The sequence below is a fragment of the Acidiphilium iwatense genome (assembly GCF_021556475.1).
Taxonomy (GTDB): domain Bacteria; phylum Pseudomonadota; class Alphaproteobacteria; order Acetobacterales; family Acetobacteraceae; genus Acidiphilium; species Acidiphilium iwatense.
In genome coordinates, this window is sequence record NZ_JAKGBZ010000001.1 from 74,532 (window position 1) to 91,253 (window position 16,722).

General features: G+C 62.2%; 14 protein-coding genes. 10 read left to right on the forward strand and 4 right to left on the reverse strand.

Annotation, left to right across the window (positions count from 1 at the left end; genetic code table 11):
- The first annotated feature begins 4 nt into the window (after positions 1-4).
- From L2A60_RS00430 to L2A60_RS00440, 3 genes are read left to right on the forward strand one after another with little or no spacing between them, the layout of a single operon-like run.
- Entirely contained in the window at positions 5-958 is a 954-nt protein-coding gene (locus L2A60_RS00430) for an MBL fold metallo-hydrolase (RefSeq protein ID WP_235702390.1), read from the forward strand.
- Between the two features lie 25 nt (positions 959-983).
- Positions 984-2,597: an FAD-dependent oxidoreductase gene (locus L2A60_RS00435; protein ID WP_235702391.1), complete on the forward strand. Its 1,614-nt coding sequence runs from the start codon at positions 984-986 to the stop codon at positions 2,595-2,597.
- Entirely contained in the window at positions 2,597-2,794 is a 198-nt protein-coding gene (locus L2A60_RS00440) for a DUF2783 domain-containing protein (RefSeq protein ID WP_235702392.1), read from the forward strand. Before L2A60_RS00435 ends, L2A60_RS00440 begins: the two co-directional genes overlap by 1 nt.
- A gap of 15 nt (positions 2,795-2,809) precedes the next feature.
- Here the strand turns inward: L2A60_RS00440 and L2A60_RS00445 are convergent, their stop codons facing one another.
- The 3 genes from L2A60_RS00445 to betC form a co-directional block, all read right to left on the reverse strand.
- The gene (locus tag L2A60_RS00445) at positions 2,810-3,979 is read right to left on the reverse strand and encodes an outer membrane beta-barrel protein (protein WP_235702393.1); all 1,170 of its coding nucleotides are present in this window, start codon (positions 3,977-3,979) and stop codon (positions 2,810-2,812) included.
- Positions 3,980-4,043: 64 nt separating this feature from the next.
- Positions 4,044-4,940, reverse strand: a complete 897-nt coding sequence (locus L2A60_RS00450; protein ID WP_235702394.1) for a glycine betaine ABC transporter substrate-binding protein — start codon at positions 4,938-4,940, stop codon at positions 4,044-4,046.
- 64 nt (positions 4,941-5,004) lie between these two features.
- Positions 5,005-6,543, reverse strand: a complete 1,539-nt coding sequence (gene betC / locus L2A60_RS00455) for a choline-sulfatase (RefSeq protein WP_235702395.1) — start codon at positions 6,541-6,543, stop codon at positions 5,005-5,007.
- 120 nt (positions 6,544-6,663) lie between these two features.
- Between betC and L2A60_RS00460 the strand changes: the two genes are divergently transcribed.
- Complete coding sequence (locus L2A60_RS00460; RefSeq protein WP_235702396.1) at positions 6,664-7,620, forward strand: LysR substrate-binding domain-containing protein; 957 nt, start codon at positions 6,664-6,666, stop codon at positions 7,618-7,620.
- Here L2A60_RS00460 and L2A60_RS00465 read toward each other — a convergent pair.
- Complete coding sequence (locus tag L2A60_RS00465; RefSeq protein ID WP_235702397.1) at positions 7,571-8,566, reverse strand: GlxA family transcriptional regulator; 996 nt, start codon at positions 8,564-8,566, stop codon at positions 7,571-7,573. The two genes, L2A60_RS00460 and L2A60_RS00465, sit on opposite strands and share 50 nt — an antisense overlap.
- A 142-nt stretch (positions 8,567-8,708) precedes the next feature.
- Here L2A60_RS00465 and L2A60_RS00470 point away from each other — a divergent pair, with 142 nt between their 5' ends.
- The 6 genes from L2A60_RS00470 to L2A60_RS00495 all read left to right on the forward strand — a co-directional run bounded on the left by L2A60_RS00470 (position 8,709) and on the right by L2A60_RS00495 (position 16,702).
- Positions 8,709-9,620: a BKACE family enzyme gene (locus L2A60_RS00470; protein ID WP_235702398.1), complete on the forward strand. Its 912-nt coding sequence runs from the start codon at positions 8,709-8,711 to the stop codon at positions 9,618-9,620.
- Positions 9,617-11,125, forward strand: a complete 1,509-nt coding sequence (locus L2A60_RS00475; protein ID WP_235702399.1) for a carnitine 3-dehydrogenase — start codon at positions 9,617-9,619, stop codon at positions 11,123-11,125. Before L2A60_RS00470 ends, L2A60_RS00475 begins: the two co-directional genes overlap by 4 nt.
- Before the next feature lie 57 nt (positions 11,126-11,182).
- Positions 11,183-12,679, forward strand: coding sequence for a purine-cytosine permease family protein (locus L2A60_RS00480; RefSeq protein WP_235702400.1), 1,497 nt, complete (start codon positions 11,183-11,185; stop codon positions 12,677-12,679).
- A 340-nt stretch (positions 12,680-13,019) separates the two neighbouring features.
- On the forward strand, positions 13,020-13,973 hold the full coding sequence (locus L2A60_RS00485; RefSeq protein ID WP_235702401.1) for a fatty acid desaturase: 954 nt from the start codon (positions 13,020-13,022) through the stop codon (positions 13,971-13,973).
- Positions 13,974-14,071: 98 nt separating this feature from the next.
- Positions 14,072-15,034, forward strand: a complete 963-nt coding sequence (locus L2A60_RS00490) for a cyclase family protein (protein WP_235702402.1) — start codon at positions 14,072-14,074, stop codon at positions 15,032-15,034.
- A gap of 9 nt (positions 15,035-15,043) precedes the next feature.
- A complete protein-coding gene (locus L2A60_RS00495; RefSeq protein WP_235702403.1) occupies positions 15,044-16,702 on the forward strand; it encodes a class I adenylate-forming enzyme family protein in 1,659 nt (552 codons plus the stop codon).
- The last annotated feature ends 20 nt before the right edge of the window (positions 16,703-16,722 follow it).

A 16,722-nucleotide genomic window follows, 5' to 3' on the forward strand; every position in this document is an offset into this window, starting at 1 on the left:
CCCCATGACTAGGCCAGGCTTCGCCTCCACCGGCGACATGACGGAAAAGCAGGTTTCGTTCACCGAAATCGGCCCCGGACTCTGGGCCTATACCGCCGAGGGCGATCCCAATACCGGAATCATCATCGGCGATGACAGCGTGATGGTGGTGGACGCGCAGGCAACGCCGGTGATGGCGCAACGGGTGATCGAAAAAATCCGCGGCGTCACCGACAAGCCTATCAAATACGTCGTGCTGTCGCATTACCACGCCGTGCGCGTGCTTGGCGCCTCCGCCTATGGCGCGTCCGAAATCGTCGCCTCCGAAACATGCCGCGCGATGATCCACGAGCGCGGCAAGGAAGACTGGGACAGCGAATTGGGGCGGTTTCCCCGCCTGTTTCAGGCGGCGGACAGCGTGCCGGGCCTGACCTGGCCGACCGTCACCTTCACGGACAGAATGACAATCCATCTCGGCGGCCGGCGGGTCGATCTCATGCATCTTGGCCGCGCCCATACGGCGGGCGACATCGTCGCCTTCGTGCCGGATGCAGGCGTGATGTTCTCGGGCGATATCGTGGAATATCGCTCCGCCTGCTATTGCGGCGACGCGCATTTCACCGACTGGCCGGCGACGCTGGCGGCGATCGCGGCGTTCAAGCCGAAAGCCCTGGCGCCGGGGCGCGGCGGCGCGCTGGTCGGCACCGCCAAGGTGGAAGAAGCCCTTGCCCTCACCAGCGATTTTCTCAGCAGCACGTTTCGCCCGGTCGCCGAGGTCGCCGCGCGCGGCGGTTCGCTGAAAGAAGCGATGGCCGCGTGCCGCGCCGAATGCGATGCCAAATTCGCGTCCTACGCCATCTACGAACATTGCCTGCCGTTCAACGTGGCGCGCGCCTATGACGAGGCACTCGGCATCGACACGCCGCGAATCTGGACGGCCGAGCGCGATAGGGAGATGTGGGCGGCGCTGCAAGGATAGAGAAAGCAAACGCGGGAGGGGAAAAATGGCGCGCTTCGCCTATGCACCGTTTCCGTATCGCACGCCGCCGGAACTTTCCGGCGGTCGCACGGGGCCCGCGCCGATGGCGATTGTCGGCGCCGGCCCGGTGGGCCTCGCGGCGGCGATCGATCTCGCTCTGCACGGCGTGAAAGTGGTGATTCTTGACGATAACGACACCGTCTCCACCGGCTCGCGGGCGATCTGCTGGTCGAAGCGGAGCCTGGAGATTTTCGACCGGCTCGGCATCGGCGAACGGATGGTGGCCAAAGGCGTGACCTGGCAGGTCGGCAGGCTGTTCCACCGGGACCGGGAAATCTACGCCTTCGATCTGCTGCCCGAGCAAGGCCACAAGATGCCGGCCTTCATCAACCTCCAGCAATATTACGTCGAACATTATCTGGTCGAGCGCTGCGCCGATTTTCCCGATCTGATCGATCTGCGCTGGAAAAACAAACTGATCGGTGTGGCCCGGCGCAAGGACGGCGTGGTGGCTTCGGTCGAAACGCCGGATGGCACCTACGACCTCGCCGCCGACTGGCTGATCGCCTGCGACGGCGCCCGCTCGCGCACGCGGGAATTGCTCGGTCTCGATTTCGCCGGGCAGGTCTTCGAGGATCGCTTCCTGATCGCCGATGTGGAAATGACGGCGGAATTTCCATCGGAAAGATGGTTCTGGTTTGATCCGCCGTTCCATCAGGGGCAATCAGCACTGCTGCATAAACAGCCTGACCATATCTACCGGATCGATCTTCAACTCGGCCGCGATGCCGACCCGGAAGAAGAAAAAAAGCCCGAACTTGTGATTCCCCGGATTCAGGCGATCGTCGGCGACCGGGAATTCAGCCTCGACTGGGTTTCGGTTTACACATTCCAGTGCCGCCGCCTGGACCGCTTCGTCCATGATCGGGTGATTTTCGCCGGCGATGCCGCGCATGTCGTCTCGCCGTTCGGCGCGCGCGGCGGCAATGGCGGTATCCAGGATGTCGATAACCTCGCCTGGAAACTCGCGATGGTGATTCATGGCAACGCTGATGCGGCGCTGCTCGCGAGCTACGATGAGGAGCGGATTCGTGCAGCGGACGAGAATATCCGCCATTCCGCGCGCGCGACCAATTTCATGACGCCGAAGAGCGACATGGAACGAATTTTTCGGAATGCGGCGATCGAGCTTGCCGCCGATCATGGATTTGCCCGCCGCATGGTGAATTCGGGCCGGCTGTCGCTGCCGTGCTCGCTCGCCGGATTGTCGCTGCAGACCGATGGACCGGATTGTGCCGGGGCCGCTCCCGGCCTGGTCTGCCCGGACGCGCCGGTGACCGGAGCCGATGGGCGAAATTCCTATCTCCTCGACCATCTCGGCGGCAGCTTCACCCTCCTGGCGATCGGCGATATCGAGGCGCCGTCAATTCCGGGACTCGACATCGTGCGGGTCGGCAAGCGGGGTTTCGCCGATCCCGAAGGGTTGGTCGCGGCCCGGCTCGGCCGCGATGTTCTTTATCTCGTCCGCCCCGACCAGCACATCGCCGCGCGGTTTGTAGCATCGACGCCGGAGGGCATCGCCGCCGCATTCGCGCGCGCCATCCGTATGAACCCGAAAAGAACCGAGGCAGCGGCATGATGGTTCCGATCGACCTTTCAACCGATCGCCTCGGCGGCCGGTCGGACGATGTTTACGCCGCCCTGCTGCACGCGCATGAGGGGCTCGATCCCGATGCGAGTGCGGCACTGAACGCGCGGCTGATCCTGATCCTCACCAATCTCGCCGGCGACCCCGACGCGGTGATCGCAGCGATCGCCGCTGCGGCAAAACGCTGAGGCGTCGATGTTTCGCTACAGCAGAAATCCGAGTTCGAGAACGCCGTAGAACTGTCCGGGTCCGCCCCGATCGGCGCCAAATCCCTGCCCCTGCGCATAGTGCGACAGATGAACATACGCCATCACCGGCCGCACGAAAACGTTTTTATATTGCCAGGTCGGGTTGACCTGAAAGCTCCAATAGGACACGCCGGCGCCGAAGCCGAACCAGTCGCCATAGATCGCCGCGTTGGCCCGATCCGCCTTGTCGGTGTTGCTGCCGACCCAGGCGATCTGGCTGCCGACCGACCATTGCTTGCTGACCTGATAGTCGGTGCTCAGAACCGCGCCCATGTAGCCATAGGTTTTCGCGGCGCCGACAACCGGGTCTTTCGGCGTCCATTGATACTGGACGTAAGGCTGCAGTGTCAGCTTGCCCACGACATAATTGATGCCGCCGCCCACCATGTTGCTGTTGTCGAAGGCGGAAGCCGCGGGTTTGCCGGCAATGATCGTCCTTCCGGCATTGAATCCACCGTAAAGATAAACATAGCTTGCCGGGTTCAGGGTATAGGTCAGCGCCGCCTGCACATAATTGAACTGCTTGGTATAGTAGCCATCGGAAAACTGGGCGTTCAGTGTCACCGGACCGTAACTGAAGTTCGCCTGCACGCCGCGTCCGGTGCCGATTTCGTCATATCCCGGACCGGAGAGAAAGAAATTTGGATTCTTCCAGTCCCGCCCATATTCGAACCCTTCGAGCGAGGTGAGCTTGCCGATCTCGATGCTGAAATGATCGCTCGGATTGAGCGACACCGCGGCAAAGTGAACGGGATCGGTATAGATCTGCCCGGCACGGGGCCGCGTATAGAGAATCTTGGGCGAATCGGCATAGCCGATCACCGGAAACGAATAGGCGCCGATCTCCACGTTGAACCGAACCAACCCCGACGGCTTGACGATATGAATTTGCGCATTGGCGATCGCCGCATTGGTCGGATTCTCGCGCCCGGAGCCATCCGGTATTGGATTGCTGACCACCGCGCCATAGCCGTCGATACCGCCGAGAACATCCCACGTTCCGAGCGGACCGAGATCGACCGGAATCGCTTGCGGTCCATTCATCGCGCGTGCCTCCGGCGCCGCCGCCAGAATCGCGCCAATACCCAGGCCACAAACTAACATCGAGTACATCAATTTCTTCATGTTTCATCGCTCCTTGGTTGTTTGGCGTCCCTGCTGGAAAGTCTTCTTTGTTATTCGGTCTCGTCTATTTGATGCCCAGTGCCTGTTCGGCGGCCGGCAGTGCTTTCTGGCCGGAAGCGGTCTTCACGCCCTTGAGCCAGCTTTGCAGAAGCTGCGGATGCTGCTTGAGATAATCCACCGCTTCATGTTTCGCGCTGACCTTTCCCTTGGCGACCGGCACCATCATCAAGTTTTCCATGGCGACGTTGAATTTCAGTTGCCCGAACAGATGCGCGAGATTCGGGCATTGTCGGGAAAATCCCGGACGCCCGAGCGTATAGACCGTCGCCTGGCCGTAATGCGGACCGAAATATGCGGCACCACCCTTGAGATAGGTGATATGGTAGCGCACGTTCATCGGATTGGGCTCCCAGGCGAGAAACGCGATCCACCGATGCCGGGCGACATCGCGCGAAACTTCCGACAACATGCCGACTTCGCTGGACGCGACTAGCTTCCAGCCCTTGAGGCCATCGGCATTCGCCGCGATCATCTTGCGGATATTCTGATCCGCCGGCGCTCCGGGACCAATTCCGTAGATTTTATGGTCGAATTTCGCGGCATGTTTGTTCAGATCGGATATGTTGTGAACGCCAGCGGCGGCCACATATTCGGGGACCGCCAGGGTAAATTTGGCGCCGCTCAGATTGGTGCCCAGACGCTCGAAACCGCCTTGATAGGATTTGACGAAGTGCTTCTGGGCCGGCATCCAGTTGCCTTGAAACACGTCGATCTGCTGGTTCTTGAGTGCCTGATAGATGATCGGCACCGCCAGATGTTCGATTTTCTGATGGTAGCCAATCGCATCCAGAACTGTTCCCGCGAGCGCGTCGGTGACGCGGATATCGGTCCAGGATGGCTGGCCCATTTTCACCACTTTGCAGGACGCGGGATCGGCCCGCGCCGTCACGGTTATCAACATCGCAACGTTGATGGCACCAAGCCAAACCAGAGTCCGATATTGTCTCGGCATGATCTTCATCCTTTCAGGTTTTCGTGACTTTCGGAAAGCGCGCGCGGCTCTCAAGCTCGCCGAGCTTCAGGTGATTGCGCATATATTGTTCCGAGGCATCGGTGACGGGCTGGAAATCCCAGTGCCGATACCGTCCTTTGCGCAAGGCATCGTTGATGAACCGGCGTCGCTTCTGGCTCGCCAGCACGTCGGCATGGATCGCGGGCAGATCCCAGCGGTGGCCGACCTCGTTGCGAAACGCCGCGACCAGTTCGGCATGGTCGGGGCTATGCGCGAGATTGACCACCTCGTCGGGATCGGCGCGCAGATCGAACAACTGATCGGGGTCGGCCGGCGAATGGATGAATTTGAATGCACCCCGCCGGATCATCACGATCGGCGCGACAGCACCTTCGCCCATATATTCGCCGAAAACCCCGTCGTGCCCGCCATCGCCCGAAAGATGCGCGAGCAGCGACCTGCCATCGACCGGTACGCCATAATCCAATGTCCGGCCACCCTGCGCGATATCAACGAGCGTCGGCAGTATATCCACCGACGACACCGAAGCGGTGACGGTTGCCGGGAGGAACCGTCCCGGCGCGTGCACGATGAGCGGTATCCGGCACGCATTCTCGAAAAACGTCATCTTGTACCAGAGACTGTGCTCACCGAGCATTTCGCCGTGATCGGCGGTGACCATGGTGACGGTCCGCTCCATCAGGCCGCATTGCCGCATCGTGTCGAGCAGAAAACCGATCTGGTCATCGACATAGGAAATCGCGGCATAATAGGCATGGCGCGCATCGCGGATATTGTCCTCGCTCACCGGCTCGCGATCCATATTGGAAACGTACCGGAGCCGTCGCGAATGCGGGTCGAGATCGGCGGCAGCGGGACGAATCCGCGGCATGTCGATCTCGACCGGCTTGTAGCGGTTCCAGTATTCCTCGGTCATCGCGAACGGGTCATGCGGATGGGTCAGCGACACGACCATGCAGAATGGCCGGTCGTCGTCGTCGCGCGCCAGGTCGAACAATTTCCGGCGCGCGCTGAAAATCACCTCATCGTCGAAATCCATCTGGTTGGTGCGCACGCACAGGCCGGCGTCGCGCACCGAACTCATGTCGTGATACCAGTCGGGCCGCGTGTCGAAGTCGCTCCAATCGGGAGTCCAGCCAAAATCGGCCGGGTAGATGTCGGTGGTCAGGCGCTCCTCGAAGCCGTGCATCTGGTCCGGCCCGCAGAAATGCATCTTGCCCGAAAGAATCGTGCGATAGCCGGCATTGCGCAGATGATGCGCGAAGGTGGGCAGGGTCGCCTGAAATTCGACGGCGTTGTCATAGGCGCCGATCGCCGATGGCATCCGGCCGGACATGAAGACATAGCGCGACGGCCCGCAGAGCGGGCTGTTGCAATAGGCGTTGGCGAAGATCACGCCGGTTTCGGCCAGCGCATCGATATGCGGCGCCTTGGCGACGCGGTTGCCATAAGCGGGCAGGGCGGCCGCGCCAAGCTGGTCCGCCATGATGATCAGAATATTGGGCTTGCGTTCAGGTCGCGCAGTCGGCACTCTTGGATGCTCCCGTTTGTCGAAATCCGGCTCAAACCGGAATGCTGAAGACAAAGCAGGAATGTTTGAAGACAGAATCTCCTAATGGTTCGTATTCGCATGACTAATGGCAACTGGCGTTTGATCTTGCCTTCTCTTGCCGTTTTCGAAGCGGCGGGACGGCATCTCAATTTCAGCGGCGCGGCGCGGGAGCTCGGCACCACGCAACCGGCGGTCAGCCATCACATGTCATGGCTGGAAACCGAACTCGGCTGCCTTTTGTTTCGCCGCCTGCATCGCGGCGTCAGCCTGACGCCGGAAGGCCGCGTCCTGTTCGACGCCGTCAGTTCGAGTCGCCAGGCGATCGAGCATGCGTTGACCGAAATCCACAACCGCTCCGGCCGGAAACTCGTCAACATCGCCACCGATTACGGCTTCGCCGGCGATTGGCTGATTCCGCATCTTGCCGCGCTCCCCTCGTCGGTTTCTGATGTCGAAGTGCGGATCGTAGCCTCTCAGTCCGCGATCGACCCCCGAACCGAAGCGGCCGATTTCGTCATTCTGCTGGGCTCGGGGCAATGGCCGGGCTGTGTTAGCACATTGTTGTTTCGCGAAACCGTCTATGCGGTTGCCAGCCCGCTTTTCCTTGCCAAATGCGGGCCGGTGAAAAATGCCGCCGAGCTGGCCCGGTTGCGGCTGCTGCATCTTGAAAGCCGCGACCGCTGCCCCTGGCTGACCTGGAGCGGCTGGTTCGCCGGCCACGGCGTCGCGTTGAATTCGCGCCAGGGCGATTTCTTTTTCAATACCTACTCGCTGGTCCAGCAGGCGGCGATCGCGGGGCAAGGTATCGCGCTCGGCTGGCGACCATTGATCGACCATGCGATCCATGCAGGGCTTCTCGTTCCGGTTCTGGATCAGCCGGTCTCCACCGACATGGGATATTACCTGGTGGAAGGCGCGAACCGGTCAACCCCGCCGGCTTTCGCCCGGTTTCGGGACTGGCTGGTGGCCGAATGCGCGCGCGCAGGCGCCGGGCCGCGCGCGAAATCTACCAGCGAAACCCCTCGGAAGCCTGACGGCGTGCGTCAATCGGGCTAACGCCGTAGCGGCTGCGGAATGCCCGCGCAAAGGCCGAGGCGGACCCGAAGGCATAGGCAGCGGCGGTTTCGGCGACACTGTTGCGCGTCTGCTGCAACATGCGCCGCGCCGCCGCGAGCCGCAGGTTGAGATAGTATCCGTAAGGCGACATGCCGAGCTGTGCATGAAACCGCAACTGCAGATTCCGCACCGACAATCCCGCCTGCCGGGCGATGGTCTCGATCGGCAGCGGCTCGGTCAGGCTGGTTTCCATGAAGCCGATGGCCCTGGCCAAAGCCGGGTCCTTGGTTTTCAGCTCGCCGGCCAGGACGATGTGCTGTGGCTGCTGCGCGATGGTCTTCTGGTCGTAGATGAAGATGCTGGCGGCATCCAGCGCCAAAGCGAGGCCGTGTCGCGCGCGGATCATGTCCAGGATCATGTCGAGGGTTGGCGCGGCGCCGCCGGTCGTGCAGCGCCCGCGATCGATCACATAGCGCTCGTTGACCACGTCCACGGCGGGAAATGCCGCCGCGAATTCCTCGATATCCTCCCAATGGGTGGTGGCGCGGCAGCCGTCAAGCAAACCGGCTTTCGCGAGCACCCAACTGCCGGATTCGATTCCGCCCAGCAGCATGTCGCGCCGCGCCAGGCGCCGCAGGCTGGAGGTCAGGCCCGCGGCGTGGCGCCGCGCACCGAAAGCGGCCACGACGAACAGCGCGTCGCGTATCTCATCGGTGGCAAATTTTCCTTCGACCACGATGGGAATCCCGGAACTGGTCGGCGGCGACGCACCATCGGTGGACAGCAGCCGCCAGCGATACAGCTCCCGGCCCGATGCCCGGTTCGCGGCGCGCAGCGGTTCGATCGTCGCGGCGAGCGACATCAGCGAAAAATCCGGCAGGACCAGAACGTCGATATGACAGATCCTGCCTTCGGCCGATGCGAATAGTCTTGACCAGTCCGACATGGATTTCCGTGAACGGAACGTAGAACTACCGAATTCGTATCAAGATTTTCGCTTTTTGTATAGCATGTTATGCGCACCCGAGACAAGCTTTGCGCGGGAATTTATCGCGGCGACAACGCCGCCTGTTAGGGAACGATCTGCCATGAACTGGGATATTTTCATTACCTGTGCCGTCACCGGCTCTGGCCTCACGGCCGACAGGAGCGAGCACATCCCGATCACCCCGAAGCAGATCGCCGATTCAGCCATCGAAGCGGCGAGGGCAGGGGCCGCGATCGCCCATATCCATGTGCGCGATCCCGCAACCGGCGCGCCGTCGCGCGACCCGGCCCTGTACCGGGAGGTTGTGCAGCGGGTGCGCGACTCGGAAACCGACGTGGTGCTGAACCTCACCGCCGGCATGGGCGGCGATCTCGTTCTCGGCGGCACCGATTGCCCGCTTCCGCTCGATCCGGCCAAGACGGACATGGCCGGCTCGGACGAAAGGCTGGCGCATGTCGCGGAACTGCTGCCGGAAATCTGCACGCTCGACTGCGGGTCGATGAACTTCGCCGAAGGCGACTACGTCATGACCAACACGCCGGCAATGCTCCGCGCCATGGCGCGGCGTGTGCAGACGCTCGGCGTGCGGCCGGAAATCGAAGTGTTCGACACCGGACATCTGGTTTTGGCAAAGCAACTGGTCAGCGAAGGGCTAATCGACGATCCGGTGATGATTCAGCTCTGCATGGGAATCCCCTACGGTGCCCCGAACGACATGGCCACCCTCCAGGCGATGGTGCAGAACCTGCCGGCCGGTTGCGTGTTCTCGGCCTTTTCGATCGGCCGGATGCAACTCCCCTATGTCGCGATGGCGGCGCTTGCCGGCGGCAATGTCCGCGTCGGGCTGGAGGACAATATCTGGCTGAACCGAGGTGTCAAAGCGACGAACGGCCAGCTTGTGGAACGCGCCGCGACGACATTGCGCGCCATGGGCGCGCGTCTGCTGGGTCCGGCCGAGGTGCGCCGCAAGCTGCGCCTGCGGAACCCGGCGGTCCAGGGAGCGGTAGCATGAGCGATATCCGAACCGCCGCGGTGATCGGCGCGGGCGTGATCGGTGCGGGATGGGCCGCGCGCTTCGTGCTGAACGGCATCGACGTTATCGTTCACGATCCCCACCCGGAGGCCGAGCGCCGCACCCGCGACGTGCTGGCGAATGCCGAGCGTTCCCATGCCCGCCTGACCATGGCGCCGAGCGGCCGGCAGGGAACGCTGCGTTTCGCCCCATCGATCGCGGAGGCCGTCGCCCAGGCTGATTTTGTGCAGGAAAGCGCGCCGGAACGCGAGGACGTCAAGAAAGCCCTGCTCGCCGAAATCGACGCCAGGGCGCGCCCCGATGTGCTGGTGTGCTCGTCCACTTCCGGCCTGCTGCCGAACCGCCTGCAAATGGACATGAAATACCCGGACCGTTTCCTGGTCGGGCACCCGTTCAACCCGGTCTATCTCCTGCCGCTGGTCGAATTGTGCGGCGGCAAACGGACCGCCGCCGATGCCATCACCCGCGCGCGCGAATTCTATAACGGGATCGGCATGCGGCCGCTCGTGGTCCGCAAGGAGATCGACGGCTTCATCGCGGACCGTCTGTTAGAGGCGCTGTGGCGCGAGGCGCTCTGGCTGGTGCATGACGACATCGCCACGGTCGAAGAGATCGACGATGCGATCCGCTTCGGCGCCGGTCTGCGCTGGGCCTTCATGGGCACCTTCCAGCTTTACCGCCTCGCCGGCGGCGAGGACGGAATGCGTCATTTCATGGCGCAGTTCGGTCCCGCCCTGCAATTGCCCTGGAGCAAGCTGACCGATGTGCCGGAATTGACCGATGCGTTCATCGACAAAATCGCCAGGCAATCCGACGCCCAGGCCGGCGGCGCTCCGCTTCGCGACGCGGAACGCAAGCGCGACGATTGCCTGGTGGCGATCATGCAGGCGTTGAAAGCCCAGGACTATGCCGCCGGTGCGGTATTGGCAGGCTACGAAGAGAAACTCTTCGCCGCGGCGCATGAAGACGCCGGTGCTGAGCGCGAGACCGATCCGACCCAGCCTCTGCAATTGCACACCGGCCGCGTGCTCCCCGAATGGGTGGACTACAACAACCACATGACCGAAAGCCGCTACCTGCAAATATTCGGCGACAGTTCCGACGCGCTGTTCCACTCCATCGGCATCGATGGCGACTACCACGCATCCGGCTTCAGCTATTACACGGTGGAGACGCATATCGTTCATCGACGCGAAATCGCCGGTCTTGAACCGTTCTATACCACCACGCAAATCCTCGATGCCGATCCGAAGCGCCTGCACGTGTTTCATCGCCTGCATCACGGCCGATCGCATGATTTACTGGCCAGCGCTGAACAAATGCTGCTGCATGTCGATACGCGGCAGAGCCGTGCCTGCCCCGCGCGCGCCGACATCCACGAACGGGTCATCGCCCTGCGTGACGCGCATGTCCACCTGGAACGGCCCGAGCAGGCCGGACGGCATGTCGGCGTGATGACCGCGCCTGAGATCGCGGCGCCCTAACACCATCCGGCTCGCCTGCGACAGGTCCGAGCCATCGCGAACGAAAAAGAGAGAAAAATGCAGGAAACCGTCCATCATATCGCCGGTCGCCCGAGTCCGACCGCCAGCCGGTCCAATCTGGTCGAAGCCCATTCGATCGATTACATTCCGCTGAAAGAACGTCATGGCAAGGTCTGGCATCTGTGGCCGGTCTGGTTCACCGGCGATGCCCATCTCGCGACCCTCGCGACCGGCGTGCTGGGTCTGTCGATGGGGGCCAACCTGATCTGGACGATCATCGCGATCGTTCTCGGCTGCGCGTTCGGCACGTTCTTCATGGCATTCCACTCGACGCAGGGTCCGCAGCTTGGCCTGCCGCAGATGATCCAATCGCGGCCGCAATTCGGCTATATGGGCGCCTTGCTGGTCTGGATCATCGCGCTCGTCTGCTATATCGGGTTCAATGCGTTCAATCAGTTGCTCGCCGGCCAGACGATTCATCAACTGACCGCCGTTAACACAAAGTTATCGTTTTCGGTCTTCACCATCGTTTCGATCGTCATCGCAATCATCGGCTATGATTGGATTCATAGGGCGCAGCGGCTGATATCGTTCATCATGATCGCCGTTCTGGTGGTTTTCACCGTCGGCGTCAGCGCCTATGCCGGATTTCCCGGACACGCATTCGATCTGGCGTCCTTTCAGTCCATCCCGTTCCTCGCCGAATTTTTCGCGGCGGCGGCCTATCAGTTGAGCTGGGCGATCTACGTTTCCGACTATTCGCGATATCTGCCGCCCGATGTCGGCGTTCGCGCGTCATTCTGGTGGACCTATCTCGGCGCCTTGATCGGCGGCGCCTGGATGATGATCGTCGGCGCGCTCGCCGCAGCCCTGGCGCCCAAGGTCGATGTCGCGCAAGCCGTCCTCCACGCGGGAAATCTGATATTTCCGGGGTTTGGCGTCATCGTTCTCGTCGCCTCGTTTCTTGGTCTGATCACCATCACCGGTCTCAATTTTTACGGCGGCTCATTGACGCTGCTCAGCGCGGTCGATTCGTTCAAGCCGGTGAAAACCAGCGTGAAGACCAGAATTATCAGCGTGCTCGCGGTCGCGGTCGCGGCAACCGCGATCGCCTTCATGGCCTCGGGGAATTTCATGACCGGATTCGGTAATTTCCTGACAATTCTGCTGTATCTGTTCACGCCGTGGACGGCGATCAATCTCGTCGATTTCTATTTCGTCCGGCACGGAATGTACTCGATCCGCGAAATTTTCAATCCAAAGGGCATGTATGGCCGCTGGAACTGGCGCGGCCTGGTCGCCTACGCGATCGGCTTCGTCGTCATGATCCCGTTTTTCAGCACCGGCATCTATACCGGGCCGATCGCCCACATGCTGGGCGGCGCAGATATTTCGATGCTCGTCGGCCTGCCGGTTTCCACCATCGTCTACCTTCTCGCGTGCCGTTCCCTGAACCTCGCCGGCGAGCGGCGCCTGGTGGAGCGCGCCGATGCGAGCCTGGAGCCGGTGGTCGCGAAACGAAGCCACGCGCCAGCAATGGCCGACGCCAAATGACGACAGTGTGATCGGAACGCGACTTTCCAATTTATACCGGCCACTATTGTAATAATGTCGGCTATTGTGGATGCGGAAGACTTCCCTTCGTGTGCTGGGGGGATTGTGTGTCATGACGCCCGCTATATATCAGTCCGTGCATCCAAACACTTGTCGAACTGTGTTTTTTGGTCGGGCCTGCGGGATCGGCAGCCCGGCAGGCCCGGTCTCCGAACGATCGGGCAGTTCGCTCGCCAAACCGCACGCCCTTATTCCCTGGAACCAACGCCCCGTGTCGCCCATGCCCCAGCCCAGAACCACTCCGAGCCTTCCCGCATCGGCAGACGCCAATTGGCGCGCCATGGTGGCGCCCTATCTGAGGCCGGATGCGCGGCGTGCGCTGATCCAGTTGGTGAACACCGGATTGCCGTTCCTTGCGGTAATGGCGAGCATGTTCGTGGCGCTGGACCATGGAATCCTGGCGGCGGCGCTGCTGTTTCCCGTCGGTGCGGTGTTGCTGGTGCGGTTGTTCATGTTCCAGCATGACTGCGGACATGGCTCGTTCTTCGCGGCGCGCTGGGCGAACGATCTGCTTGGCTGGGTGCTGGGTGTGCTGACCCTGACGCCATACACGTCCTGGCGCGGCAGTCACGCGATCCACCATGCCAGTGCGGGCAATCTGGACCGCCGCGGCATCGGCGACGTCACCACGCTGACGCTGCCCGAATATCTGGCCCTGCCGAAATGGCGGCGACTTGCCTATCGGCTCTACCGGCATCCTCTGGTGATGTTCGGTATCGGCCCCATCTGGCTGTTCTTCATCTGCAATCGTATCCCGGCCGGCAATCCCCGGCGCCGCTGGCGGGACTGGCTGAGTATCATCGGCACCGACGCGGCTCTGGCCGCCATGCTGGCCACGCTGGTGCTGACCCTCGGGCCGGCGGCGGTGCTGCTCGGCTGGCTGCCGGTCATGCTGCTGGCGGCCTCGATCGGGGTCTGGCTGTTCTATATCCAGCACCAGTTCGAGGACGCGTACTGGGAGCCCCGGTCGCGTTGGGATTTCCGCGCGGCGGCGCTGCAGGGCGCCTCGTTCTACGACCTGCCGCGCGTCCTGCACTGGATGACCGGCAATATCGGGTTTCATCACATTCACCATCTTTCCAGCAGAATTCCGAATTACCGGCTGCGCGAATGCCACGAGGCAAATCCCGCCTTCCAGGCAGCACCTCGGCTGACCTTGCGCGCCAGCCTGAAATGCGCGCGCCTTGCTTTGTGGGACGCGGAACGGCGCAAGCTGGTGCCGTTCGGGGCGTGACATCGCGGGGAATTTTGCCGCCGAATCGCTCGGAATAATCCTCTTGCGCGCAAACGATCCCGAATGCAGGATGCCGCAAACATCAGGAGGAGATCGCCATGGCCTTGCGCGCGGAAATCCCCGTCACCGAACTGCTCAAGAACGATCCGAAGAACTGGGGCCGCTGGGGTGCGGAGGATGAGGTCGGCAGCCTGAATTTCCTGACCCAGGCGGAGGTTCTGCGCGGCGTTCAGGCGGTGAAGCAGGGCAAAACCTTCACCCTCCAGGTAATGATGGGCCATCCAAAGGGCGATCCGGTCTGGCCCGGCCGCGCCCAGCCGGTGCGCGTCAACGTGATGGACAAGGGGCATTATCTATGCGGCAAGGGCCCGGTGTTTCCCGGCCACGCCGAATACGCCGACGATATGCTCATCATGTATCTGCAAGGCTCGACGCAGTATGACGCGCTCGGCCATGTCTGGTGCGACGACACGCTCTATAACGGCTACGACGCGCGCACCACCGCCGGCAAAATGGAAAAAGCCAGCGTCCTGCCGATCGCCGAACGCGGCGTCGCCGGGCGCGGGATATTGATCGACATCGCCCGCCATCGCGGCAAACCCGTGCTCGATCGTGGCGAGACGTTCACCCATGAGGACGTTCTCACCGCCGCCAAGGCTCAAGGCTGCACCATCGAGAAACACGATATTCTACTGATCCGCACCGGCTGGATCGGCTCGTTCTACGATCGCGACAAGACCGAATTCTACAAGGATTTCATCGAGCCCGGCCTCACCTATTCGCCGGCACTGGTCCAATGGTTTCATGAAATGGAGATTCCCAACCTCGTCACCGACACCATCGCCAACGAGGTCACCGCCGATCCGGTTTCCGGCGTGGTCCTGCCGCTGCATAACGCGCTGATGCGCAATCTCGGCATCACCTTCACCGAAATCGCCGCGCTCGACGCGCTGGCCGAGGATTGCGCGAAGGACGGCCAATGGAGTTTTCTCTACACCGCCGCACCGTTGAAGGTCGCGGGTGGCACCGGCGCGCCGGTCAATCCGGTGGTGATCAAATAGGCGGCGGCCATGAGCGTTCCCGCGAGCGTCTATGACGACAAACCCTGGCTCGGCCTGTATGATCCCGGCCAGCCCGAAACCTTGACCCAGGATTATACCGATGCGCTGGCGATGTTCCGCTCAGCCGTCGTCCGCGCGTCCAACCGCCCGGCGATCCTGTATTTCGATGCCGCGATCACCTATGCCGAACTGGATCGTCTGAGCGATTCTCTTGCGACTTTCCTGATCGAACGCGGTTTCGCGAAAGGCGACCGCTTCGCGATCTATCTGCAGAACGTGCCGCAATTCGTCATCGCCATCGTCGCGGCCTGGAAAGCCGGCGGCATCGCGGTCGCGGTCAACCCGATGAACCGCGTGCGCGAAATCGGCGTGCTGTTCGCCGATTGCACACCGCGCGCGGTGATCTGCCATGGCTCGACCTATGAACAGACCGTCGCGGCGCTCGATCCAGCGCTCCGCCCGCAAATCGTCATCACCACCAGCGCGCTTGCCTTCCAGACCCGCAACGATCCGCGCCTGTTCGCAGAGGTCAAGCCCGGACGCGTCGCCCACACGGCCGATTTCGAAACCGTCATGGCCGAAGCAGGCAAGCCCACCCCGCCGCCACGATCCGGCGCGAACGACATCGCCTTCCTGGTCTATACCTCCGGCACCACCGGCGTGCCGAAAGGGGCGATGAGCACCCATGGCAACGTGACGTTCAACGCCCAGACCTATCGCGACTGGATCGGCCTGGATGAGGGCGCGCCGCTCCTTGGCATCGCGCCCTTGTTCCACATCACCGGGCTGATCGGCCATGTGGCGGCGGCCTTCATCACCGCCGCCCCGCTCATCCTCGCCTATCGGTTCGAGGCGGGCGTGATGCTCGATGCGATCGAGGAACACAAAGCCGCCTTCACCATCGGCGCGATCACCGCCTTCATCGCGATGATGAACCATCCGAGCGCGGTGCCGGCGAAACTCGGAACGCTCACCAAAATCTATTCCGGCGGCGCGCCGATTCCGCCCTCCGTGGTCGTCGCGTTCCGGGAAAAATTCGGCCACTACATCCATAACGGCTATGGCCTGACCGAGACCAATTCGCCTTCGCATGTCGTGCCGCTGTCGCGCGAGGCGCCGGTCGATCCCGCTTCCGGCGCGCTGGCCATCGGCGTGCCGGTCTATAACACCACCTCGTGGATCTGTGATGACGACGGCAAACCCGTGCCGATCGGCGAGGTCGGCGAAATCGTCACCCAGGGCCCGATGGTGGTCCCCGGCTACTGGAACAAACCCGACAAGACAGCCGAAGCGATCCGCGCCGGGCGGTTCCACACCGGCGATGTCGGCTTCATGGACCGGCATGGCTGGTTCTACCTGGTCGATCGCAAGAAGGACATGATCAACGCCGCCGGCTACAAGGTCTGGCCGCGCGAGGTCGAGGATGTGCTCTACACCCACCCCTCGGTGCGTGAGGCCGCGGTGGTCGGCGTGCCGGATTCCTATCGCGGCGAGACGGTCAAGGCGGTGATCAGCCTGAAACCCGGCGCCACGACCACGCCGGAAGCCATCATCGCCTTCTGCAAGGAGCGTATGGCCGCCTATAAATACCCGCGGGAGGTCGCGATCATCGACGATCTGCCGAAAACCGTCACCGGCAAAATATTGCGCCGAGAATTGCGCGGTTGATCAACATCCATGTTGAACAA